Raw genomic sequence first — 21853 nt, forward strand, 5'->3', positions numbered from 1 at the left:
CTGCTATTTGCTCGAACGAGCCATCTCAATGATAGCGCGTACGGCCACACAAGAGAGAACGATGACCACAGGTGCAACTACCGACCAAGCGACGAAAAAAACGCCCAGTCCCCAAGCAAGGTGGGCAACAAGAAGGCCGAAGCCAATCACCGTCAGAAGAGCGCATATAATAACGGAACCGGCTGTTACTTGCGGAGCGTAGTCAGCCAGCTGTAGCTCCTTGCTGGCGGGATGGACGATAAAGAACACTGTCAGAGTCACTGGCATGACGATGCAAAAGCACACGGTTGCGTAGTAAGCGTACCCGTCAAAACTCGGACCGGCGTAAGCAGCAAGAATGCCGGCAAAACTCGCTGCCGATAGACCAAGTGTTATCGACCGTTCGACGTCTTGGGAATGCGTTGCCTCGTGCACGTCCTCTTTGTCGTCAGCCACTCTATATCCCCCTCCAAAATTTCTCTCGGAAGTCTTACGATCCGAGTAGCTTGAATGCGGTCGCAATTAGGGACATAGCACCCTCGGCTGTCAGATTCCCTGCCGCCCCTACAAGCGCTTCGCGTGCATCGGAGAGAAGTGCCTTTAAACGTCCGCCGTTTCGCCTTTCGTTCGTGACCTCACCCTCGATCGATTCTAGAGCCCTGCTTAAGCTCGGCACGTCAGCGCCGGCCCTCTCTAGATCAGACACCGATTCCCGAATCTTGCGAACGATCTCCAAAATCTGGCTCGTTGAAGAGACCGTGACACTAATGTCACCAGCCGTATTTCCCGTGCCCATGTTGCCAGCGAAAGTTCCTATGGAGTTTATGTTGTACGTCACTGCCGCCTCTTTCGCCAAAGTCCGTTCACTATCGTTGAATGAGAAGCCTTCGCCGGAAATTCCTGCTTTCTCCAGACCGATTGCCCAGTCAAGGATGAGATTTCTCACAGAATCCACTACACTTTGAACTTGGCTAATTGAGAGATGAACAGCCATGCGTCCAAATTTGACACTCATGTCCCTATTCAAAGAGCTTATCATATCCGGCGAGTAAGGCATCTCAACATGTCCGGTCGAACGAGAAATCGTGTCCTCAAGCGACGAAAGGGACTGTCTCGTTTCACACCTAGACATAAGGTCGTTGTCTTTTTGGTTGTCCATAATGATCGGAATCCAACCGTTATAGGGATTGAACGCCTGTGGGCGACCGTAGAGTATTCTGTAGTCCGGGAGTTCAACACCCCCATAGCCGTTTAGTTCATGCTCCACCCAATCTTCTACTTTGTCGAGCTTCAACTTCGCGGCTGCCACCTTCACTTTCCGGAGAAGGTTGGAAACCGGGATATTCGGATTGAGCGCATCTCGCTGGATTTCCTCGACCAAGCCGGCCATTCGTTCGCCCCCTAATCGCAACTCTTTGCGCTCTAGATTTAGGGAGTGCAACCATGCATTTCCATCTACGGTGCTGGACCCGTCATCCACCGCATCCGAGAGGGGCAATTTAGGTTGGAGCTTTCACAAGCTCCCGAGGAGCTGTCGAAAAACCGGACTATCGCATCAAGTCCGGAATTCGAGGTTTGGCCATAGCTCCACGTGCTGCTAGCCACCACCACAGTTTACCCTAGCCGTTACCCCGAGGGATTTTTGGTTATTCAGGAGTGTCCGAACTATGTATCTAACTATTTGATTTTACTGGTGCCCCCGGACGGAATCGAACCGCCGACCTCCGGTTTACAAAAACTCTGCAGATGACGACTTTTCCGGGGGCGGTGGACCCCGAGTCCCCTGCGGCGTGCAAACTACCGCGCGTTATACTTACCCACCACCCGGTGGCAGATCGGCCAGTCAACCCGGCTCTCCGCAAACGTCTTCGCCGGCCGATACTGCTCCAGCGTCCATTCGCGGTCGTTCATCCCGACCAGCCGCTTGATGATGGCTTCCTCGTCGCCGCGTTCCTTGGGCGGGGTGTGGAAGAACACCGCGTCGCAATCGCGCGCGGGCTGCAAATGCGGGTTCACCAGGGCCGTGTCGCCCGGCCAGTAGGCGGGGATCATCGACTCGCCGCGCACGAGGATGCCGTAGCCGCCCCTTACGTTCTGCAGCACCGCCGGCCGCTTGACCCAGTCGATCGCCTCGAAGGTCACGATCATATGACCTTCGCCGCCCATCGCCGCGGCATAGATCGGCAGATCTCGCCCGCCGACCAGTTCGTCGCCGGGGATGATCCGGCTCGCGCGCGGCTTCGGTTCGCGCGCCACCGGCGCCGCGCCCGCGGCCTCCAGCAGCCATGAAACCTCGGTGTTGAGCAATGTTGCCAGTTCCGGCAGCCGCGTGATGTTAGGCCGCGTGGTGTCGGCCTCCCATTGCGTGACAGAGACGCGTTTGATTCTGAAATGGCTGGCGACGTCGTCCTGCGTCAGCCCTGCGGCTTCGCGGGCCTGGCGTAGGCGTTGCCCGAGCGTGCTTGCATCGTTCTGGATCGAGATCATGCCGGGCATAGTAACCGTTGCTTACTTTTTTACAAGCGCTTACCTGTTGACATTGTAGGTAGGTAATGCCTACCATTGCGCCATGATCGACATCGTCAGAGATGGAGCCGCCAAGGTTGGCGGGCTGGGCATTCTTGCGTCCTATCTCGGCATTCGCCACCAGGCCTTTTATTCCTGGAAGCGGGTGCCGGCGGAGCGGGTGCTCGATTTCGAACGAGTCACAGGCATTTCCCGCCACCAGCAGCGCCCGGACCTCTACGGCGCGCGGCTCGCCGGTCCCGCACCCTCCCAAGCCGGGACCGGCGAAGGGGCGGCGCCATGAGCCATGCCTCGGCGGTCGACTTCACCTTGTTCGCGCTGTTCCTCGAAGCGCGGCGCATCCATCGCGGCAAATCGGCCACGCGCGTCGCCAGGGAAGCCGATGTCGAAATCGACGCCGTCATCCGCGCCGCACGCGGCGGCGATCCCGGCCCCGAGCAGTTCCTCGCGCTGTGCGCCTGGATCGGCGAGGAGCCGGCGCTGTTTCACAAAAGGGAGGCCAGGCATGCTCGCCGGCTATGATTATCGCGAACTGGGCAAGCTGCTGCGCGCCCGGCTGGAAGAGGATGGGCGCGGCTGGCGCGTGTGCGCCGCCGACATCGGGGTGAGCGCCTCGGACCTCTCGCGCATCTGCAACGGCCAGAGCGTCTCGGCGCCTAAGGTCATTGCTGTCTGCGACTGGCTGAAGCTCTCCTTTCGCGCCTTCTACCTGCCGCCAAGAAGCCGGGCCGCAAGCGCCAACGGCTGCGCAATGTTTCACGGGACCAGCACTGAAACAGGGAGCCTCCACGATGCCTAATTCGGTCAGAACAGGTTTTGGCTCACCCGCCAGCATCGACCCGGTGCGGCTGTTCAAGCTGCCGCTGCCGATGCAGGCCGAAGGCGTGCGGATGCTGTTCGAAATGGGCCAGACGAGCGACCAGGTGCGACAGCGGCTCGGCTTGTCGGCCAGGCAGGTGAGGGCGATGGCAGAGGCTGAAGGCATCTTCTCTCGCGGCGGTGAAGGGATCGGAAAAGACTTCGAATGAACCACCGGGAGGTGATCATAGGTGCTTGCCGCTTGATCTTAGGCGACTGCCTCACGGTGATGCGCCAACTGCCGAATGTTGCCGGCGTTCTCACCGATCCGCCTTATGGCATCGACTATGGCGGGCTTCTGAAGGGCAAAGGGGACGGGAAGGGCGGTTCGGACAAGAACGGTTGGAAATCTTACGACGCCCCTGAATGCGACAAGGAACGGCCCGACCGCAGCACCTTCGAAGAGATTCGGAAGATAGCGCCTAGGCAGATCATCTGGGGCGGCAATTATTTTACGGACTATCTCCCTCCATCCATGCGGTGGTTGGTCTGGGATAAGGGTCAACGCGGCTTCTCGCTTGCCGATTGCGAGTTCGCGTGGGTGAACGAAAATCGAGCGGCTCGAATTTTTACATACCCCCGCGCTAAAGCGCTTCAGGACGGCAAGGTCCACCCCACGCAAAAACCCGTCGAGCTTATGATATGGTGCCTGACCTTTTTGCCCCAAGGGACGGTGCTAGATCCCTTTATGGGGTCGGGCACGACTGGCGTAGCCTGTGTCAAGCAAGGCCGCCCATTCATCGGCATCGAAATCGACGCCGGCTATTTCGAAATCGCGTGTGAACGAATTCGTAAGGCGTACGCCCAGCCGGATATGTTCGTGCATCGGCCTGCTGACCCAAAACAGGAGTCGCTGTTTTGAGCGAGCACCTCCTGCAGAGCAATGGCGCCACCGAACTCTTCGTCGAGGATGCCCGCGCTGTGTCGATCGAAGATGCCGCGAAGCGTCTCGGCCTTTGCTTCACGGGCCACCGCCATGAGCACCCCCAGCCATGCCCGCATTGCGGCGGCACCGACACCTTTGCCTTCAACACCGCTAAGAACAAATGGAACTGCCGCGCCGGCGCCATTGGCGGCCAGGACGGCATCGGCATGGCCGCCCATTGCGAGGGGCTGGACCTGCATCGGCGCGAGGCCTTCCTGGAGGCTTGCTCGATTGTTCTAGCCCGGCCGATGCCGAATGAGACGGACTGGGAAGCGCCCGACAAGCGCGCCGCCCGCCGTCAACGCCTGGAACAGCGCCGGTTGGCGAACCAGGCGCACGCGGCCGAACGCTCCGGGCGACAAATCGAATTCCGCGAACAGGAGCGACAGAAAGCGCGCGCCATCCTTCGCGCGGCCGCAGCTGTCGGCCGGTTCGGACAGCCGGTTATCGACTATCTTGAGGCCCGTGGCTGCGGTCGGATCGGCGCCTCGCGCTGGCTGCGCCACGCGTCGAATTTGCCCTACTGGCACGGCGATGATGAGCGAGGCCGGGCGCAGGCGTTGCATGCCGGCCCTGCGATGGTCGCTCCCTTCGTCGGCCCCGACCTCGCGGTCATCGGCTGCCACATCACCTGGATCGACCTGCTGCAGCCGCCCAAGTTCCGGCCGCTGCTTTTCGATCCGCACACCGACGCGATGCTGCCGTCGAAGAAAATGCGCGGGTCCAAGAAAGGGGGGCTGATCCCGATCTTCGGCCATCCTTCGGCTGCGTCCCGTTGGGTGGGCGGCGAAGGCATCGAAAACGGCGCTGCCTTCGCCAATTGGGAAGGGTGGCGCCGCGACACCTTCTATTTCGCTGCCGGCGACCTCGGCAACCTCGCCGGGCCCGCCGAGCCGTCATCGCGCTTTGCTCATCCAACGCTACTGAAATTGGACGCAAAGGGCGTCGCGCGACCGGTGATGGTCGCCGGACCCACTCCCAGGTCGGAACCGCAAGCCGATGATGCCATGTGGGTAGCCGATCATATCGGCGAGCTGGTTTTGCTTGCCGACGGCGATTCCGAAAGGGTGATGACGGCGGCAGCCATGGCACGCGCCCGGGCTCGGCATGGGAGGCCGGGCCGCATTATTCCCATCATCTGGCCGCGCTCCGGATCCGATTTTGCCGGGATGGCGGCCGAGGCGGTGGCCTGATGGGCGCTCGCAAACCAGCCATGCCGGACGAAGTGGCCGCGTTGCTTGCGGAAGCGACACGCCAGGCCGAAGCGGCTGGTTTGCCCAGGCCCGAGGCCGGGCTGGAGGATGGCGAGCCTAGCACGGCGCCGCGGCGCGGCAGCAAGGTCGATCTCAAGATCGTCAAGGCCTGTGCCGGGCTCGATCACTCCGACACCGACAATGCCGAGCGCCTGCTCGCGCATTTCGGCGAGGATCTTCTGGTGCGCGCGCAATCCAAGGCGCGGCGGGCAGCCTATGCGGTCTGGACCGGCACGCATTGGGATATCGACACCGGCGAGCCGCGCGCGCTGGCGGTGGCGCAGAATGTCGGCGGCCGCATCGCGTTAGAGATCGAATTCATCGATCACACACCGGCGGAAATGCAGGCGGTCGAACGCGGGCTCGAGGCTCTGAAGATACCCGAGGAGGACCGCACCAAGGGGCAGCAGCGGCTGGCACGCATGGCCGAGGCCGCCAATGCCAACCTGGCCAGGCGTGTCAGCCGGCGCATGAACCACGCCGTGTCGTCGAAGAATAAGGGCCGCTTGGAGGCGATGCTGGCTTGCGCGGCGCCGCACATCCAGCGCGGTCCAGACGAGTTCAACGCGGATCCGCTGAAGGTCGCTCTTGCCGGTCATACGCTCTGCTTTCGCCGCCTGCTGAAGTCGGTGCGTAACCCGGCCTTCGACGACCCTGATGACAATCGCGAAGATATTTCCGAGTTCATCACCATTGCGGATGCCGAGTTGAAGGTGCTGCCCGGCCACCGTCGCCAGGACATGATCACGCAGCGCATCCCGGTCGACTATGATCCAAACGCGCGCTGTCCGAAATGGGATGCCTTCGTGCGCGACAAGCTGCCGGTCGACGAGGTGCGCCGCATGGTACAGGTGGCGTCGGGGCTCGGCCTTGTCGGGCTGACGGTACAGCGCCTGTTCTTCCACTATGGCAAGGGCGCCAACGGCAAGTCCGTCTACATGGAAACGCTGTGCCGTTTGCTCGGCGAAGTGGCGGTCACCTTGCCGTCGGAATCCTTCATCGGCGAGGGCAAGGCCGGCGGCGCTGCCAACCCCGACATGGCGCGCCTTTATGGCCGCCGCTTCCTGCGCGTCAAGGAATTGCCTGAAGGCGAGGATCTGCGCGAGAACCTGGTTAAGGACCTGACCGGCGGCGAGCATTTCACCGTGCGCGATCTCTTCGAAGGCTATTTCGATTTTAAGCCGGTTTTCACCGGGCACATGTCGGGCAATGGCTATCCGCGCATCGCCGGCACCGACAACGGCATCTGGCGGCGTATGGCGGTGGTGCACTGGTCGAAGATCATCGCCGAGGCAGACCAGCGCGAATTCGAGGAGGTCGTGGCCGAGTTCGTGCCGGAATATCCTGGCATACTGAACTGGCTGATCGAAGGCGTGATGATTTTCCTGCGCGAGGGCCTGGTCATTCCCGATGCAGTGCGGGCGAAGACGCAGGAGTATCGCGACGAGATGGACCGCACCTCGGCCTTCTGCGCCCGCTGCGTCGTGCCCGACAGCACGGCGCAGGTGACCGCGAAAGAGTTCTATCAGGCCTATGTCGACTTCACGATCGACGAGGGCGGCAAGCCGATCACGCTGACCGCCTTCGGCCTGATCATGAAGAAGAAATACGACCGCATCGACGGCCGCATCGTCACCTATCGCGGGGCGAGGCTGGTCGATGTGCCGACGTCGAGGCAAGGCAGCCTTGGCGGCAATTCCGGTGATGCCGATGCACGGTAAGCCCCGCAACCCCTTCGGCCGGTCCGCAGTCGCCTGCAAACAGCCGTGCGTGTCGCCCGAAATGCACCAGTTGCGACAGATTGCGACAGTTTGCGGCAGTCTGTTTTTAGGAGAAAGTATTTTGGAAACAACGGCTTGCGTTAGTTCGCACCAGTTTGCCCACGCCTATAGGGGTGGGAGACGGGGCGAGGGGATGGTCTTTTTTGTGTCTAGGGCGCGGCTAAACTCCCGCAACTCCTGCACACCCCTGCCAACGACCTGATAACACAAGGAAATATCTCTATCCAAACTATCGTCAAACTCCTGCAAAACTGGTGCAAACTGCTGAAGAAGAGGATGAGCAAATGAGGACAATGACCATTGAGGAATTGCTCACCTGGGCGTTTGTGCATGAACTTCCAAAAGGCGGTGGGGTGGACGGGCTGGACAACGCCAATTCGGCCTGGCGCACGCTTGAGGCCTCGGCCTGGGGCAAGATCACGCGCTATGCCGAACTGGGTACGCTGATCGACCGAGGGCGGGCCGACGCAGAGAACATCTGGATCGAGCAGGGCGAGCCGCACGACGATGCGGTGGCGATCGGGCGAGCGGTGGCCGGGCTTTCGCAATGCGATGTCGCCATTCCGGATGGGTGGAACGCGCTGGCCGACTGGCCTGAGACCAACGGCCTGGCGCGCATGGCTGTCGATAACACCGTTGCGCGCTACCGCGCGAGGTCGCGGCAGCAGCGCGTCGAAGGCATGATCAGCCTTGTGGTCGGCACCGCCATTCTGGGTCGCGAGCCCGACCATCAGGCTGAGCCATCCAGGGTCAGGATGGCCGAGCGTGGCGGCAAGCCGGCCTGGTTCGTCATGCAGCGGATCGCTCACGGTGACGGGCGCGTCTACGATCTGGAGATCGACGGCTTCAACCCGCGCTCGCAACGGCCTCTGAAGGGCGCCTATCGCAAATACGAACTCTCGGTCGATCCCAGCGGCGATATTCTCGGCCGGCTCGACTATCAGATCTGGGTGGCGGCGTTGCGAAGGCTGGAGGCGGCTGTCGCCATGCAATTGACCGGCCATCGGCTGACCTATTCCGATCGCACCATGACCCCTTGGCTCGAGATGGACCGGCCCGGTGTCGCCATCGTTGACGCGGCCGCGAGAGCCGGATGAAAAAAACAGCGTCCGCTTGTTGACGTGCGGCAGAAGGTTGACATAGACCTGAACACGGTAAAAAAGAACTGGCCCCGGCGCTCACGCGACCGGGGCTTTCGCTTTCTGGAGGCATGTGTGGCCGACCTGCAAATCAGGTGGGCCGATCTCTCCGGGCTCAGGCGCATGGACAACGCTCTTGGGCGTTTGAGCGAGACGCAGCGCAGCGAAGCCTTGCGCCGGGCCATCAATCACGTTGGCGACCGGCTGCGCACCAATCTGACGCGCACGCTGGCCGGCCAGACCGGCTTGCCGTACCGAACCATCAGACGGGCGATAAAGGTCACCCGTGCCAACTATGGCAAGCTCGACTATGCCATGCGTACGCAGGGCGGCGACATCTCGCTGAAATACTTCAAGCCGCGCGAGACACGCTCGGGCGTGTCGGCGTCGCCCTTCGGCCATCGCAAACTGTTTTCGGGAGATTTCACGAAGGCAGGGCGATTTCCTGAGCGTGTGACAGCCAAAGGTCTTGGCGGCCATGTTTATGCACCGGACAGGTCGTCGACTAGGTGGGGACGTCCGGTATCGTTCATGAATTCGGGCGTCATCATCCCAGCGGAGATGGTCAAGGGCGACACCGCGCAAGAGTTCAGATCGTTTGCCAACCGCGAGCTGCCGCCTCGTGTGATGCATGAGATCACGTTCATGCTGCCCGGCTTCTTCAACTGATCGCAGCGACGCGCGAGCCAGCCTGCCGACCATTTAGGGACCGTACCCGCCTTTCAACCCCGAACGGGCAGAGCGGCCCCCGGATTTCCGCCAGTCGCACCACTGAAAAAGTTGGGTTGTCAGGGTTGTCAGCGACGTAAAGGAAGTTGTCTGGATGCCGCCCGAAGAGATCGTGATGGCATCGCCGGCCGATGTTGCAGCGCGCGACGGCGTCACAAAGCAGGCGGTGACGAAACTGGTCCGCCGGCTGGTCGAGGAGCACGGGCTACCCGTCGAGCGCGACGGTCGAGACCGGATCATACGGTTCTCGCTGGCGCACTACGATCACTACCGCGGCGAGTTCGCCAGCTCTGAGAAGATTGCGGCGGCCCGCAAGGATGTCCCGTCATCTCAGCCGGAAAATTCCAGCACATCTCGCGACGAGGCCCTTCGCCAGGAAGCTTGGCTGAAAGTCGGGCGCGAGAAGCTTCGGCGTCAGGAACACATTGGCCAACTGGTTCGCGCGGACCGCATGCGCGAAGCCCTGATCGTCTGCGGGCGTGAGATTCAGTCCAGCATCGCCCGCCTTCAGAACAAAGCCGACGAGATGGCCATGGCTGTTTCGCGGGAAGGCTCGCACGGGCTGCGTGTTCTGTTGCGCGATATCGCATTCGAGATGAACAGCGAGATTGCCAATCGCCTGGCCGGCATCGTCGAGAATGCGGCGGAGCACGACGAGGCGCTCGAGGACGAAGAGCTTTGAGCATCCACGTTGGAGCCGGCCACCCGGCAGCGCTTCGCCTCGCTGGCATTGCCTTGGCGGATGCCATCCGGCCACGCCCGCCAGCGCGGTTCCGCGACTGGCTTCCGCAGAATATCGTCCTGGTCGACGGGCCAAAAAAAGGAGAGAGATGGGCGCTCGACGATGCGCCTTACCTTGGCGAGATCGCCGACTGTCTGAGCATCGACCATCAGTGCAACCTAGTGACCGTGCGCAAGTCGCAGCAGACCGGCGTGTCGATCCTCGCACTTGCCTGGGCGCTCTACATCGCCGACACGGCGCCGGACAACACGCTCTACGGTCTGCCTTCGATCGATTTCCTGCAAGACATGAACAGCCAGAAGCTGCAGCCGCTGATCGAGGCGTGGCAGAAGGAAACTGACAAGCAAGTCATCTTCCCGGTGGTGAGCCGCTCCGGCGCCGGATCGACCATGTACGAGAAGCGCTTTGCCGGCGGATCTCTGATGCTGGCCAACGCCAATGTGGCAACGGACCTGTCGGGCAAGACAACGCGCTACGGCGTCAAGGACGAGGTCTCCAAGTGGCAGACCCACATCAATGGCGACGATCCTGAGACGCTGTTTTTCGGCCGCTTCACCGCATTCCGCCGAACGAAATCGTTCAAGATCTTCGAGCTGTCGACTCCCGAAATCGACACCGGGGACGAACTTGGCGACGCGCCCGGACACTGCCGCATAGATCGTTCATTCAAGCGCTCAGACCAGCGCTTCTGGAATATCACCTGCGTCGAATGCGGCGGAGAATTCGTGCAGGCGCACGAGGGATTTCACCTCGATCGTGCCCACCCGCACAAGAGCTTCTACGTCTGCCCGCATTGCGGCCATATCGTCAGCGAGACGGAGCGCGTCATCGGCGTTCGCAACGGGCGCTATGTCCCATCTGTGACGGGGCCGGATCGGCACCCCGGCTTCCATGTCGACGCCTTCATCTCGCTGATGATGAGCTACGAGGCGATCGCGGAAGATCTGCTGAACCACGCCAAGCCCGGCGGCCTCGGCGAAAAGGGCATCTTCAATCTGGTGTACGGCCTTCCCGCAAAGGTGAAGGGCAACGCGCCAGAATACGAACGGCTGATGGAGCGCCGGGAGCCCTTCGCCGAAATGAAGGTTCCAGCGGACGGGCTCATCCTTGTCGCCGGCGCCGACGTCCAGCACAACGGCATCTGGGCCGTCGTCATCGCTTTCGGCGATGATCGGCAGAGCTGGGTGCTCGGCATCCGCTTCTTCGAGGGTGCGACGGACAATGCCGGCGCCGGCGCCTGGAAGCAACTCGACGAGTTCTTCGCCAGGCCGCTTCAGGACGCATACGGCGGTCAACGGAAGATTGAGGCGCTGGCGGTCGACGGCGGTGACGGCGGCCGCACCAACCAAGTGCTGGAGTGGTGCCGGCGCCGCGCCAATGCTTACGCCGTCAAGGGTGTCGGCGGCCGTGGTGTCCCAGCGATCAGCGTGCCGGCCAAGAAGTCGGTCACCAGGCGCGGCAAGCGCAAGCGCTTTGGCAGCGCCATGCTGTGGCCGGTCGGCACATGGGGTCTGAAGTCAGAACTGTTCGGCAACCTGCACAAGCTCGGGCTGCGCTCGGGCGAACCATCCGATCCGCCGGGCTACGTGCATTTCGGCGATTTCCTGCCGAAGGAATATTTCCTCCAACTCACGGCCGAGGCGTTTGTCGCTGAGGTCGTGCGCGGAAAGTTCCAGGAGGAATGGAAGCGCCTTCGGCCGGACAATCACTGCCTGGATGCCCAGGTTTACGCCATGGCCATGGCTGAGATGCTTGGTCTCTCGACCAAGAAGGCGGACGACTGGGCTGCTCTACGTCAGATGCTGAGGCCGGCCTCGGAACCAGATCTGCTCGATGCGCGGAGACCGGCGACGGCGACGCCGGTTCCGGCGGCGCCAGCGGAAATGACGGCAGACGAGGCCTCGAACGCCCGTCGCCACAAGTGGAAAAGTCGGACATGAAGCTGCTCGACAGGATATTCGGCAAAGGAGGCGCGGCCGCACAACGGCGGCCGGCTCCCCAAGCCGGCTATCTGCGCGACAGCCGTTCGCGGATTCTTTCGACGCGCGGGAGCACGCTGCGCGATCATCGCGACGAGGTGCGCATCGCCTGGCGGCGCGCGGCCGGGCTAGCCATGGACATTATCCAGAATTCCGGTCGCCTGCGCGGCGCGGTCGACCAGGTCATCGCCGACACCGTCGGCGTAGAGCTTGTCCTTAACCCGATGCCGGACCTGTCCACTCTGGGCTATGACCGCAAGGAGACCGATCACTTCATCAAACTCCTGAAAACGGAGTGGAAGCACTGGGCGTGGAACGCGCGCGAGTGCGACCTCAAGGGCAAGTTCAGCGCGCCTCAGAAAGCCGATATCGCCCTGCGCCACGATGTCGTTTATGGCGAGGCGTTGCTGCTGATGGATTACATGCCAGTCGCCGAGCGGCGTCGCTATGGCATAACGTCCGGCACCAAGATGTGCCTGACCACGCCGACCGCTTTGGTGCACGACACAAACGTGATGGAAGGGCTCTATCAGGGCGTTGTCCATGACGCGAATGGCCGGCCGGTGGCCTACCGCCTGAGCGAGAAAGAGACGGGCATCCAAGTCAAGCGCGATCACCTCGCCTATGACGCATCGGGACGCCAGATGGTCGCCCACGTCTTCGATCCGATGGACAGCAACGATGTCCGCGGCATTTCGCGGCTGGTCGCGGCGTTTCGTGAATATTTGCAATGGGAAACCCTGGTCGATGTCACGATCCAGGCCGGCATCCTGCAGACCGTCTTTGCCCAGGTGCTGACCAGCGAAAAGCCGTCGGCGGAGGCCTTCGAGGCGCTGGAAGCGCTCGGCGAAAGCCAGGACGGCAAGGAATTGCGCGCCCAGTTCCGCGACTATTTCCTCGCCGTGATGGACAAGGCAGCTGAAAGCGAAATCTCGGTCGGTAGCGATCCGAAGATCTCGCATCTGGCGCCGGGCGAGAGACTCGACCTGATGGCGACCGGCATTCCGGGACCGCAATTCCTGCCGGTTTCCAACGAGCTGCAGCGCGGCATGGCCCGGGCCATCGGAATCAGCGTCGCCAGCTACACCATGAACTATGAGGGCGCGACCTATTCCTCGACCCGCATGGAGGGCGCATCCCTGCACCCGGTGGTGACCCGCCGCCGTGACCGGATCGCGTCGCCCATCATGCAACTCGCTTTCGAACACCGTGTCGATGAATTGATCGGCACCGGCCGTCTGCCGTTCAAGGGCGGCTACGAGGCGTTCGCAGCGAACCGCGACAAGGTGCTTTGGGCGGTGTGGCAAGGTCCCGCCAAGGCGACCGCAGACGACCAGAAGAGCGCCAAGGCCGCGACCGAGCGGTTGGTCAACGGCACGTCGACGCTGGACATGGAATGCGCGGAGATCGGCGTCGACGCGGAGGAAGTCTTCGAGCGTCGCCTGTTCTGGCACAATCGCTACGTCGAAGCGGGTATGGCATCGCCGTTTATCCGCAATGCGGGCGACCCGAGGGACGATGTCATTCCAGCGGAAAAAGTGTCGAAGAGAAAGGAAGATGCCTGATGCCGACGTTCATCAGCATCAACGGCGCTGACGTCGACCAGGAAGACCCCTGCGCGCTCTATCAGGCGCTCTATTCGGTCAAGCTGCGCATCCTCGCCGGCGAGCATGTCGAGGAGTTGCAGATCCAGTCGCCGGTGACACGCGAACTGATGCGCTTTTCGACGACGAACAGCAAGTCGCTCGACGCCGAATTGATGCGCCTCGCGTCGGCCTGTTCGGCCAAGGACGGAAAACGCCTGCGCTACGCCAAGACCATGCGTTTCGCCGGAGGACGCCACCAATGCCTGTAGCGTTGGATAGAATCTGCGGCCAGGTCTTTGACCAGCCGCTGCTCTATCATCCGCGTAAGGCGGAGACCGTGGCGCGTCTGCTCGGACCCCGGTTGACGGGCTATCCGATCTCGGTTGTCAACGGCGAGGGCATGGTCGACCATACCGCCTTCGGCAATGGCCGTCCGTCCGCCGGGGTCATCGGGGATCGTCTTGGAATTGCCTATGATCGGAACAATCTGTCGCCCTTCTATGTGGTCGACAAAGTCGCGATTATCCCGATCGAAGGCACTCTGGTCTACAAAGGCGCCTTCGTCGGCGCGTCATCCGGCGAGACCTCCTACCAAGGCCTGCAGACGCAGATCGCCCGGGCGAAGAGGCGTGAGGACATCAAGGGGGTCGTTTTCGAGGTCGACAGTTTCGGCGGTCAGGGCAACGGTGCTTTCGATACTGCCGATGCTATGCGCGATCTCTCGAAGTCGAAGCCGACGATCGCCATCCTGACCGACTTCGCCTATTCCGCCGGCTTCTTGCTCGCCAGCCAGGCGCGCCAGGTCGTGATGCCTGAATTCGGTGGCGCGGGCTCGATCGGCGTCGTCATGCTGCATGCCGACTTCTCGGGCAATCTCGAGCAGGCAGGCATCAAGGTCACTATGATCCATGCTGGCAAGCACAAGGTTGACGGCAATCCCTATCAGGCATTGCCGGACGAGCTGGCTGCGCGCTGGCTGGCCGAATGTGAAACCATGCGCGACCGCTTCGCCGGCACCGTCGCAGCCGGCAGAGGCAAGCGTTTTAGCAAGGCTGCCGCGCTTAAGACCGAAGCCGAGTGCTTCAACGCAGCGGATGCTTTGCGCCTCGGCCTGGTCGATGCCGTCGGCAACAGCCACGAGGCGTTTTCTGCCTTCATCTCGGAAGTCAGCCGAAAGGATTGAGCCATGTCGAGCCTCCTTGCGGCGGTGCGCGAAGCAGTTCGCGCGCCGACCGATGACGATTCCCTGATCGAGGGGAATGCACCCGGCGCGCAAGCGTCTACCGAAACCAGCAGCCCCCTGCGGGCAAAGGAGACCGGGATGTCCGGACAGAACGCGCCCGCCGCTGCGGACACCATTTTACCAGCCGACCATAACGCTGCAGTCGCCGCTGCCGAGACCAAGGGCCATACGGCCGGCGTGGCAGCCGAAAGCAAGCGCCTGTCCACGGCACTGGGAGCAGAGGGCGTCAAGGGCGATGGCGGCCGCATGGCTGCGGCACTCGACCTGGCCTCCAAGTCGCCCGCCATGTCGGGCGAGGACGTTGCCGCCTTCGTCGTCGCAAACGTCTCTCAAGCCAGGGCAGCGGCTGCGCACTCTGATGCCTATGAAGAGTCGCGGCTTGCCGCAGCGGGCCTCGCACAGCCGGGCGTGGGCAAGAATGCGGACTCGTCGAAAGAGGCGGCCAGCAGGATCCTTGCAAACTATCGCGCCTCGACGGGCGCGTCGGCCAAGCAGGGCTGACGTTCAAACCATTCAACTACAACTCGCCACGAAAAGGGTTGATCATGACCAGCATTCCTTTTGCACAGCCGGGTATGGCAGGCCGGGACGTGTCCGACACGTTCACTTCCGCCGAGATTTTCAATTCTGCCATTCCACACCCCGTCACCGAAGACTTTCCGGTCGCGGCGGACCTGGTGCTCCCAGCCTTGTCTGTCGTGGGGCTCAATGCGGCGGCCTCGAGCCTCGCTATGGCGACGCGGAATTTTGCGCCGGGCAGCAAAGCCAGTGGCCGGCTTGTGTTCTCCGGCAGTGGCGCCGCCGACGATATCATTACCATTGGCGCAACGGTGTATACGCTGAAGGCGGCGCCAACCACCGTCGCGGGCCAGGTGAAGATCGGCGCGACGGCGGCAGAGACCGCCAGCAACCTGATCGCGGCCATCAACGGCAGCGTTGGTGCAGGAACAGCCTATGGCTCGTTGACGCCACCGCATCCGGACGTCAGCGCTCAGTCCGATGCTGCCGGCATCGTCGGCATCTTCGCCAAGGTGGCCGGCGCCGCCGGCAACGCCGTCGCCACCACTGAAACGGGTTCGGCCACAGCATTCGCCAACACCACGCTGGTCGGTGGCGTGGATCAGATCGGCGCTCAGGCGATCGGTGTCACCACGGCGCCGGTGGTCGACACTGACGCCGCCCAGCGTGTCGCGATCTACCGCGCCGGCAATTTCAATCCGGACGCCCTGAATTGGGATGCTTCGTTCGATACGGACAGCAAGCGCGAGGCGGCTTTCCGGGATGCGCCCACGCCGACAAACATCCTCATCCGCAAGCGGCTCTGAAGCACGAGCCTCGCTGAACTCAATCGCGGCCTCCGGCCGCCTCTTGCACAAGGGCCACCACCATGGCGGACTTCGACCACTATGAACTCTGGGACACGCACACTCTGCTCGGCGTCTTCCGCGAACTCGACAGCGTGCCAAGCTATTGGCTCGATCTTCTGTTTCCCAACGAGATGTCGTTTACCGACGAGTATGTCGATATGGAGAAGATCCCGCGCGCTGGCCGCAAGCTCGCGCCCTTCGTCGCGCCGATGGCGCAGGGGCGCGCCATCTACGAGGAAGGCTCGCGCGTCGAGCGCTTCAAGCCTGGCTACGTCAAGCCGAGCGATCCCGTGTCGCCATTGCGGGCTCTCACGCGGCGCCCGGGCACGTTGCTCGGCCTCGAGGCCCAAAGCCCCGCCGCTCGCTACGATGCGGTGAAGGCCGACATTCTGCAGTACCACCGCGTTGCAGTCGAACGGCTGTGGGAATGGATGGCGGCAAAGGCCATCATCGACGGGAAGGTCGTTATAGAGGGCAAAGATATGCCACAGCGACTGGTGGATTTCGGCAGAGCCGCCGGCCACACGGTCGTTCTGGGCGTCGGCGCGCGCTGGGGCGACGCTGGCGTGTCCATCCTTGATGACATTCAGGGCTGGGCCGACACAATGCACTCGGCCGAATTTGGCGGTGCGCCGAACCGCATCACGGTGGGCATCGACGCTTGGGGTGTCATGCGGCGGGACGAGGAAATACTCGCCGAAATGGACCTGACGCGGCGCGGCAACGCCGATCTGACGATCAAGACCGGACTGATGACGACGGGCGAGGTTCGCTACGGCGGCACGCTTGGCGGCGGTATCGAGGTGTGGGTCTACAAAGACTACTACACCGTCAATGGTTCGGTCACGCCGTTCATGTCGCCCAAGGATGTGGTGCTGACCGGGCCGAACGTGCAGGGCTATCGCTGTTTCGGCGCCATCGTCGACGTCCACGCGCAGTTCCAGCCGCTGCCGATCTTTCCGCGGGACTACATTCCGGAAGGCGACGTCGCGATCGAGCAGATCGTCACCCAGTCGGCTCCGATCATGGTGCCGGTCAATCCGAACGCGACACTGAAAGCGACCGTGCTGGCCTAGGGCTGCTTGGCGTCCTTCTTATTCATCAGAACACGATTGGAGACACATCATGGTCAAGGCTGTGGCTTTGAGCACTGTACACCTGTGCAAGACGCCGGGTGAAAAAAGCCCCGATGGCAAGACCATCAGGCGGGCGGAAATCGAGGCCAAGGCACCGGGCTCGATCTTCGATGTCGACAAAAAGCAACTCGACGATTTCATCGCGAAGGGTGCCGCTCGCCCCGCCACCAAGGTAGATCTGGCGCGCGCCGACGAAGCCAACCAGACGGACCTCGCTCAAGCCTGATCTGGGTCCGGCGAACTTCGCCGCTGTTACCTTTCCGGAGCTTCTCATGGACATTCGTGCAGCGCGCTCGCGCCTTGTCCATGAGACCCGTGCCCGGACGGGCGAGTTGATCACCATCCGCGCCAAGGTGCGGGGCGAGATGTCGATATCGGACGATGCGACGCGGGCGCCGATGGTCGATCTGAAAGGCCGTTTCGACATCAACCCGGATCTCGAATTCCTTGGCGGTCGTGATCGTGGCATGGCCCCAACGCGCTATGCCGGCCGGCTTTGCACGATCTCGATCCCGCGTATGGACATGGCCTGGGTGCCCAAAGATGGCGACCAGTGCGAAGTGACCAGCCGTCCGGCCGAGCCGATCTATTCGATCGTGCGTGTCGTCGATGACTTGCCGGAGGTCATCGTGTTCTATCTGTCCAATCTCAAGGCCGCCCACGCATGAGCCTGGTCAATGCAATGCTGCGCATGACCGCGGTGCAGGCGTTGCGCGGCAACACCATCGCCGGGGGAGGCGTAACAGATTCCTCGATCGAGGCGCTGTCATCGGTCATGGGCGATCAACAGGCGCCCGTCATCCTGGTGCGCATCGATCAGGCCGAATACTCAGGCCAAAATGAAGGCTTCTTTGCCACCTCCGGCATAGTGAAACTCTCGCTCGACCTGATTGTTGCCAGCGCGGTCACTTACCAGACTACCGAAGGCCAAATGGTGACGGAGATTGTCATCCAGCCAACCGATGCCGGTCTCGAATTCTCGCTCGATATGCTCGATAGGCAGTGGCGGCGGGTGCTGTCCGACCCGACAAACGCATTCGCCGAGTGTTTCCGTTCGCTGGTCTCGACGATTGGGCCGGTCAAGGAAACCCGCGGCGTCGATCCGGAAGGTGGCCGCAAGCATGCGATCCGCATGGTCGAGGTCGACATCGAACCAATCTGCGACCCGGCGCCAGGCGGTGCCTTGCCAGCCCTTATCGATGTTGTGTTGACGAGACTGGCGACGGTCGCCGACTATCAGGCGGCAGTGACCATCATGCGCGCCGAACTGACCAAGGGCGCCGACCTGTTGAGCTGGCAGAAGGTGCAGTCGACCCTGATGGCCGCGGCCAAAGTGCCGGGAATGCTAGGCGTCGCGCCGCCGGACGCCGAGACGGTCGAGGTCGTCGGCTTCGAAAACATTGGAACAGTGATCAACGGGACCGAGACCGAGCTGACGGACGATATACTGCCGAACCCCGATCTTGGCGGGTCCGCGTGATGGATCGCGACCTGGTCCGCGTCATCCTCGGCCTGCAGGCCGACATCGCCGCGCTGAAGCGGATGGTGGCCGGCTCGATGCGCTTCGGCACTGTCAAGGCCGTCGACCATGACGCCAATCGGGTGCAGCTGCTGCTCTCCGATGCCAATGGCCGGCAGTTCCTGTCCCCGCACCGGCCATGGGGCGAGATCGCCGGCGACGAGAAGTCCTGGCGGCCGCCGACCGCTGGCCAGCAGATGATGTTGGTGGCGCCGCATGGTGACATGCGCCAGGCGATCGCCATGCCGATGACGTTCTCGGATAAAAACCCATCCCCGTCATCGGACGCAAACACCCGCATCCTGTCGAAGTTCGGCGGCGCTTCGATGCTGTTCGACGGTGGCGGCGATCGGGCCGAACTCTCGGCCAGCCGCGTCGATCTGGGCGCGGCCGAAGGCAAGAAGGTCGCCCGCATTGGCGACAAGGTCCACGTCATGTCGGGGTCGTCCACCGGCTTCTGGCCGATCGTCGAGGGGTCCTCAAAAGTTTTCGCCGCCGACTAGGAGGCTTCCAATGAAATTTGTTCTGACAGGGCGTGCGCCGCATCTCGGCGCCGGAGATGACGCGCTCACAAGTCGCCTACGAGCAACTGCGCGGCCACATTGTGCAGCCGGCGGTGGCGAAACCTGGGGCGGCGATGGAAAGCCCCAAGCCTGGCAAAGGCAGGAAGCGGACGTGACGCAATTCGGGATGGATCGCTTGACGGGTCTTCGTCAGAGCGGCTGGGACAACATCATCCAGGCGATCGAGATCCTGCTGACAACGCGCTACTTCGAGCGCGTACTGCGCGAATATGTCGGCAGCCCGGTGCCAGCACTGCTCGGCGAACTTGCCAATGTGCAGACGGTCATCCGCTTCCAGTGGTCGGTCGCTGCCGTGATCCTGTTGTTCGAACCACGCTTCTCGCCGACCCGCATCTCGCCGCTGACGCTGGACCGCACCGGCGCATCCGATTGGGTCATCGAAGGCATCTATCGGCCGCGCGCCCATCTCGGCGACCTGACGCCCGCTGCAACCGTATCGCTGCGCCTGGCACAGGCCGGCGGCAATCTGATCGTCACGGGGTAGGACGTCATGGCCGAACAGTCCTATCTCGACGCCCTGCCGCCGCCGCAGGCGATCATGGTCGTTCCGGAGGCGGACGTCCTGGCGGACATCAAGGCCGTCTTCGTCACGCTGGCGGAAAAATACGGCCTTGATGTCACCGGCATCATCGACCTCGAGGGCGAGCCGGCCAACATCCTGCTGCAGGTCGACGCTTTCCGCGAGGTCAACATCCGCGCCATGATTAACGATGCGGTGAAGGCCAACCTGCTGGCCTTCGCTGCCGGGGCCGATCTCGACCATCTGGCGGCGTTCTATGACGTGGCGCGGCTCACCGGTGAAACGGACACTGCGCTGCGTTCGCGCGTTGTCTTGGCGATCCGGGGGCGCTCGCCGGCCGGACCGGAAGAGCGCTACATGTTCGTGGCGCGATCGGCTGATGTCCGCGTCAAGGAAGTGCGTGTTTACCGCGTCAACGGCGGGCCGATGATCCGCATTGCGCTACTTTCTTCCGTTGATGGCGGCGTGCCGGACAGCGCCATGCTGACAGCGGTTACCGCTGCCGTCACCGCGCCTGGCGTGCGCGTCGTGAGCGACGTTCTCGAAGTGCTGGCGGCGACACAGATGACGTCAAATGTCGTCGCGGCGGTCTGGCTGCTGCCGGACACGCCGATGGAAGTCTTCAACGGTCTCGAGGCGGTATTGCGCGCTGCCTGGTCGGCGGAAGCGGGAATAGGCTTCGACCTTGAGCCTTCTTGGATCGAGGCCCGCCTGCACGTCACCGGCGTCAAGCGCGTTCTGGTGACAACGCCGTCGGCGCCAGTCGTGGTCGACCAGAACACAGCCATCGCACTCGGCACGGTCACGCTTACCTTCGCTGGTCGCCAGCGCTGACTACAGGCTAACTCCAACCAGAGGCTTCACTCATATGGCCGTCGGAACCATCTATCGCGGCCATCCGATCCATCTGCTGCCCGGCAACGCCACAAGCTTCGAACGCGCTCTGTCGGAAAGCACCGATTATCTCGAGCAGATGGGCGCGGCAGCCGACTCCATTCGCGGCTTCAAATTCGCGACGCCGCTCAATCCGAGCGTCGCGCCCTGGCTTGTCGCCGAATACGGGCTCGGGCCGATCTCGGCCTACTTCGGCGGCATCGACGCGCTGATCGACGCCGGCATCGACTGGCAGCGCCTGCGCGGAACCCCGCTGGCGATCAGCCAAGGGCTGGGCTGGATCGGCTATGATGCGATCGCGCTGGAAGACCAGAACAACCGCCGGCTGAAGTGGAACCGATACCAGCTCGGCATGGGCAAGGTGCCGCTGGCCGAGCTGCCGGTGCTGCGCGACGCCGAATACCTCGCCGGTCTCTCCGACCCGGCCCGCTCGGTGCTGTTCCGCGGCTGGCATGGCTACGATTTTCGCACGCTCGAATGGTCGCAAGGGCGGTGGGGCAACGCGATCTGGGGTGACGACAGCGGCGTCCGGATCGATGGCGGCACCGTCAAATGGAGCCATGGCGAGGATTTGGCGGGGTCGGTTGTTGCCGGCCCAAGCGAGCGCGTCGCGCTCGACGTCGACGTGCACCGTGGTGACCCGATCGGCTGGGATGACGTGCCGTGGACGGCGCCCGGCCTGAGCTGGAATGGCGTGACAGATGTCGCAGCGTTCAAAAGATTTCTTATGCTGCGTCTGCCTGTCTACGTCGGCTTCTACGACGAAGGGGGCGACGCCATCGGCTATCGCCGGCCGATCGCCGTTCGCGACGTGACGTCGGACCATCCGGGGTCCGGCGAAGCGATCTTTATCGAGGTCGAATGCCGAACCGGCTTCGGCGATGGTGAGGGCAGGGCGGCGGCAAGCTGCGCCCTCGTGTTCCGCGCCCGGCCCGCCGATCCCAACAAGCCCGGCAAGCTGTGGCTGCAGCCCGACGAAATCGAATTCGAGGACGGGTTTGGCCAGGCCGACATGACCATCGGTTCGCTGCCCGTCGACTTTCTGTTCCGCCGCACCGTGCGGCAGCACGTCACCTTCACGCTGGAAATCTGA

Annotated in this window: 27 protein-coding genes; 24 read left to right on the forward strand and 3 right to left on the reverse strand. The window is 62.6% G+C overall.

Going from position 1 to position 21853, the window contains the following annotated elements; genetic code table 11:
• Positions 1-3 precede the first annotated feature (3 nt).
• The 3 genes from NKJ57_RS09385 to NKJ57_RS09395 all read right to left on the reverse strand — a co-directional run bounded on the left by NKJ57_RS09385 (position 4) and on the right by NKJ57_RS09395 (position 2475).
• A complete protein-coding gene (locus NKJ57_RS09385) occupies positions 4-435 on the reverse strand; it encodes a hypothetical protein (protein WP_352513293.1) in 432 nt (143 codons plus the stop codon).
• Between the two features lie 34 nt (positions 436-469).
• Positions 470-1369 carry an AbiTii domain-containing protein gene (locus NKJ57_RS09390; RefSeq protein WP_352513291.1) on the reverse strand — a complete coding sequence of 300 codons (900 nt, stop codon included), beginning with the start codon at positions 1367-1369 and terminating at the stop codon, positions 470-472.
• A gap of 407 nt (positions 1370-1776) precedes the next feature.
• Positions 1777-2475 (reverse strand): XRE family transcriptional regulator, encoded by a 699-nt coding sequence (locus tag NKJ57_RS09395; RefSeq protein ID WP_352513289.1) that lies wholly within the window; start codon positions 2473-2475, stop codon positions 1777-1779.
• 73 nt (positions 2476-2548) lie between these two features.
• Here NKJ57_RS09395 and NKJ57_RS09400 point away from each other — a divergent pair, with 73 nt between their 5' ends.
• From NKJ57_RS09400 to NKJ57_RS09515, 24 genes are all read left to right on the forward strand, one after another.
• Positions 2549-2788 (forward strand): YdaS family helix-turn-helix protein, encoded by a 240-nt coding sequence (locus tag NKJ57_RS09400; RefSeq protein ID WP_352513288.1) that lies wholly within the window; start codon positions 2549-2551, stop codon positions 2786-2788.
• The gene (locus NKJ57_RS09405) at positions 2785-3027 is read left to right on the forward strand and encodes a hypothetical protein (protein ID WP_352513286.1); all 243 of its coding nucleotides are present in this window, start codon (positions 2785-2787) and stop codon (positions 3025-3027) included. Before NKJ57_RS09400 ends, NKJ57_RS09405 begins: the two co-directional genes overlap by 4 nt.
• Positions 3011-3304, forward strand: a complete 294-nt coding sequence (locus NKJ57_RS09410) for a hypothetical protein (RefSeq protein WP_352513284.1) — start codon at positions 3011-3013, stop codon at positions 3302-3304. Before NKJ57_RS09405 ends, NKJ57_RS09410 begins: the two co-directional genes overlap by 17 nt.
• A complete protein-coding gene (locus tag NKJ57_RS09415) occupies positions 3297-3533 on the forward strand; it encodes a hypothetical protein (protein ID WP_352513282.1) in 237 nt (78 codons plus the stop codon). Before NKJ57_RS09410 ends, NKJ57_RS09415 begins: the two co-directional genes overlap by 8 nt.
• Positions 3530-4225, forward strand: coding sequence for a DNA-methyltransferase (locus tag NKJ57_RS09420; protein WP_352513281.1), 696 nt, complete (start codon positions 3530-3532; stop codon positions 4223-4225). Before NKJ57_RS09415 ends, NKJ57_RS09420 begins: the two co-directional genes overlap by 4 nt.
• A gap of 230 nt (positions 4226-4455) precedes the next feature.
• Positions 4456-5481 (forward strand): DUF7146 domain-containing protein, encoded by a 1026-nt coding sequence (locus NKJ57_RS09425; RefSeq protein WP_352513280.1) that lies wholly within the window; start codon positions 4456-4458, stop codon positions 5479-5481.
• Positions 5481-7262, forward strand: a complete 1782-nt coding sequence (locus NKJ57_RS09430) for a DNA primase family protein (protein WP_352513278.1) — start codon at positions 5481-5483, stop codon at positions 7260-7262. The genes NKJ57_RS09425 and NKJ57_RS09430 overlap by 1 nt, the downstream gene beginning before the upstream one ends.
• Positions 7263-7606: 344 nt before the next feature.
• Positions 7607-8419 (forward strand): hypothetical protein, encoded by an 813-nt coding sequence (locus tag NKJ57_RS09435; protein ID WP_352513277.1) that lies wholly within the window; start codon positions 7607-7609, stop codon positions 8417-8419.
• A gap of 117 nt (positions 8420-8536) precedes the next feature.
• Positions 8537-9130, forward strand: a complete 594-nt coding sequence (locus tag NKJ57_RS09440) for a phage tail protein (protein ID WP_352513276.1) — start codon at positions 8537-8539, stop codon at positions 9128-9130.
• A gap of 154 nt (positions 9131-9284) precedes the next feature.
• Positions 9285-9872 carry a hypothetical protein gene (locus NKJ57_RS09445; protein WP_352513275.1) on the forward strand — a complete coding sequence of 196 codons (588 nt, stop codon included), beginning with the start codon at positions 9285-9287 and terminating at the stop codon, positions 9870-9872.
• Positions 9869-11872, forward strand: a complete 2004-nt coding sequence (locus NKJ57_RS09450; RefSeq protein WP_352513273.1) for a terminase gpA endonuclease subunit — start codon at positions 9869-9871, stop codon at positions 11870-11872. Before NKJ57_RS09445 ends, NKJ57_RS09450 begins: the two co-directional genes overlap by 4 nt.
• Positions 11869-13476 (forward strand): phage portal protein, encoded by a 1608-nt coding sequence (locus tag NKJ57_RS09455; protein WP_352513271.1) that lies wholly within the window; start codon positions 11869-11871, stop codon positions 13474-13476. The genes NKJ57_RS09450 and NKJ57_RS09455 overlap by 4 nt, the downstream gene beginning before the upstream one ends.
• Complete coding sequence (locus NKJ57_RS09460; protein WP_352513269.1) at positions 13476-13766, forward strand: hypothetical protein; 291 nt, start codon at positions 13476-13478, stop codon at positions 13764-13766. The genes NKJ57_RS09455 and NKJ57_RS09460 overlap by 1 nt, the downstream gene beginning before the upstream one ends.
• On the forward strand, positions 13757-14680 hold the full coding sequence (locus NKJ57_RS09465; RefSeq protein WP_352513267.1) for a S49 family peptidase: 924 nt from the start codon (positions 13757-13759) through the stop codon (positions 14678-14680). The genes NKJ57_RS09460 and NKJ57_RS09465 overlap by 10 nt, the downstream gene beginning before the upstream one ends.
• Positions 14681-14683: 3 nt before the next feature.
• Positions 14684-15241 carry a hypothetical protein gene (locus NKJ57_RS09470; RefSeq protein ID WP_352513265.1) on the forward strand — a complete coding sequence of 186 codons (558 nt, stop codon included), beginning with the start codon at positions 14684-14686 and terminating at the stop codon, positions 15239-15241.
• A gap of 44 nt (positions 15242-15285) precedes the next feature.
• On the forward strand, positions 15286-16065 hold the full coding sequence (locus NKJ57_RS09475) for a hypothetical protein (protein WP_352513264.1): 780 nt from the start codon (positions 15286-15288) through the stop codon (positions 16063-16065).
• Positions 16066-16127: 62 nt separating this feature from the next.
• Positions 16128-17183 carry a major capsid protein gene (locus tag NKJ57_RS09480; RefSeq protein WP_352513262.1) on the forward strand — a complete coding sequence of 352 codons (1056 nt, stop codon included), beginning with the start codon at positions 16128-16130 and terminating at the stop codon, positions 17181-17183.
• A 49-nt stretch (positions 17184-17232) separates the two neighbouring features.
• Positions 17233-17469, forward strand: a complete 237-nt coding sequence (locus NKJ57_RS09485; protein WP_352513260.1) for a hypothetical protein — start codon at positions 17233-17235, stop codon at positions 17467-17469.
• A gap of 46 nt (positions 17470-17515) precedes the next feature.
• Positions 17516-17911: a hypothetical protein gene (locus NKJ57_RS09490; RefSeq protein ID WP_352513259.1), complete on the forward strand. Its 396-nt coding sequence runs from the start codon at positions 17516-17518 to the stop codon at positions 17909-17911.
• Positions 17908-18723 (forward strand): hypothetical protein, encoded by an 816-nt coding sequence (locus NKJ57_RS09495; protein ID WP_352513257.1) that lies wholly within the window; start codon positions 17908-17910, stop codon positions 18721-18723. Before NKJ57_RS09490 ends, NKJ57_RS09495 begins: the two co-directional genes overlap by 4 nt.
• Entirely contained in the window at positions 18723-19265 is a 543-nt protein-coding gene (locus NKJ57_RS09500; RefSeq protein WP_352513333.1) for a phage baseplate assembly protein V, read from the forward strand. Before NKJ57_RS09495 ends, NKJ57_RS09500 begins: the two co-directional genes overlap by 1 nt.
• A gap of 196 nt (positions 19266-19461) precedes the next feature.
• Positions 19462-19830 (forward strand): GPW/gp25 family protein, encoded by a 369-nt coding sequence (locus NKJ57_RS09505; protein WP_352513256.1) that lies wholly within the window; start codon positions 19462-19464, stop codon positions 19828-19830.
• 6 nt (positions 19831-19836) lie between these two features.
• Positions 19837-20700 (forward strand): baseplate assembly protein, encoded by an 864-nt coding sequence (locus NKJ57_RS09510; RefSeq protein ID WP_352513254.1) that lies wholly within the window; start codon positions 19837-19839, stop codon positions 20698-20700.
• A gap of 34 nt (positions 20701-20734) precedes the next feature.
• A complete protein-coding gene (locus tag NKJ57_RS09515) occupies positions 20735-21853 on the forward strand; it encodes a phage tail protein (protein WP_352513252.1) in 1119 nt (372 codons plus the stop codon).

The sequence above is a fragment of the Mesorhizobium sp. M0077 genome (genome assembly GCF_040322955.1).
In the GTDB taxonomy this organism is placed as follows: domain Bacteria; phylum Pseudomonadota; class Alphaproteobacteria; order Rhizobiales; family Rhizobiaceae; genus Mesorhizobium.

Bases quoted from the DNA above. Each gene is read 5' to 3' on its own strand.
- NKJ57_RS09415 (WP_352513282.1), top strand. From the start codon at position 3,297: ATGCCTAATTCGGTCAGAACAGGTTTTGGCTCACCCGCCAGCATCGAC.
- NKJ57_RS09480 (WP_352513262.1), top strand. From the start codon at position 16,128: ATGGCGGACTTCGACCACTATGAACTCTGGGACACGCACACTCTGCTC.
- NKJ57_RS09465 (WP_352513267.1), top strand. From the start codon at position 13,757: ATGCCTGTAGCGTTGGATAGAATCTGCGGCCAGGTCTTTGACCAGCCG.
- NKJ57_RS09400 (WP_352513288.1), top strand. From the start codon at position 2,549: ATGATCGACATCGTCAGAGATGGAGCCGCCAAGGTTGGCGGGCTGGGC.
- NKJ57_RS09405 (WP_352513286.1), top strand. From the start codon at position 2,785: ATGAGCCATGCCTCGGCGGTCGACTTCACCTTGTTCGCGCTGTTCCTC.
- NKJ57_RS09470 (WP_352513265.1), top strand. From the start codon at position 14,684: ATGTCGAGCCTCCTTGCGGCGGTGCGCGAAGCAGTTCGCGCGCCGACC.
- NKJ57_RS09455 (WP_352513271.1), top strand. From the start codon at position 11,869: ATGAAGCTGCTCGACAGGATATTCGGCAAAGGAGGCGCGGCCGCACAA.
- NKJ57_RS09460 (WP_352513269.1), top strand. From the start codon at position 13,476: ATGCCGACGTTCATCAGCATCAACGGCGCTGACGTCGACCAGGAAGAC.
- NKJ57_RS09490 (WP_352513259.1), top strand. From the start codon at position 17,516: ATGGACATTCGTGCAGCGCGCTCGCGCCTTGTCCATGAGACCCGTGCC.
- NKJ57_RS09500 (WP_352513333.1), top strand. From the start codon at position 18,723: ATGGATCGCGACCTGGTCCGCGTCATCCTCGGCCTGCAGGCCGACATC.
- NKJ57_RS09515 (WP_352513252.1), top strand. From the start codon at position 20,735: ATGGCCGTCGGAACCATCTATCGCGGCCATCCGATCCATCTGCTGCCC.
- NKJ57_RS09475 (WP_352513264.1), top strand. From the start codon at position 15,286: ATGACCAGCATTCCTTTTGCACAGCCGGGTATGGCAGGCCGGGACGTG.
- NKJ57_RS09510 (WP_352513254.1), top strand. From the start codon at position 19,837: ATGGCCGAACAGTCCTATCTCGACGCCCTGCCGCCGCCGCAGGCGATC.
- NKJ57_RS09410 (WP_352513284.1), top strand. From the start codon at position 3,011: ATGCTCGCCGGCTATGATTATCGCGAACTGGGCAAGCTGCTGCGCGCC.
- NKJ57_RS09485 (WP_352513260.1), top strand. From the start codon at position 17,233: ATGGTCAAGGCTGTGGCTTTGAGCACTGTACACCTGTGCAAGACGCCG.
- NKJ57_RS09430 (WP_352513278.1), top strand. From the start codon at position 5,481: ATGGGCGCTCGCAAACCAGCCATGCCGGACGAAGTGGCCGCGTTGCTT.
- NKJ57_RS09390 (WP_352513291.1), bottom strand. From the start codon at position 1,369: ATGGCCGGCTTGGTCGAGGAAATCCAGCGAGATGCGCTCAATCCGAAT.
- NKJ57_RS09445 (WP_352513275.1), top strand. From the start codon at position 9,285: ATGCCGCCCGAAGAGATCGTGATGGCATCGCCGGCCGATGTTGCAGCG.
- NKJ57_RS09420 (WP_352513281.1), top strand. From the start codon at position 3,530: ATGAACCACCGGGAGGTGATCATAGGTGCTTGCCGCTTGATCTTAGGC.
- NKJ57_RS09435 (WP_352513277.1), top strand. From the start codon at position 7,607: ATGAGGACAATGACCATTGAGGAATTGCTCACCTGGGCGTTTGTGCAT.
- NKJ57_RS09425 (WP_352513280.1), top strand. From the start codon at position 4,456: ATGGCCGCCCATTGCGAGGGGCTGGACCTGCATCGGCGCGAGGCCTTC.
- NKJ57_RS09495 (WP_352513257.1), top strand. From the start codon at position 17,908: ATGAGCCTGGTCAATGCAATGCTGCGCATGACCGCGGTGCAGGCGTTG.
- NKJ57_RS09395 (WP_352513289.1), bottom strand. From the start codon at position 2,475: ATGCCCGGCATGATCTCGATCCAGAACGATGCAAGCACGCTCGGGCAA.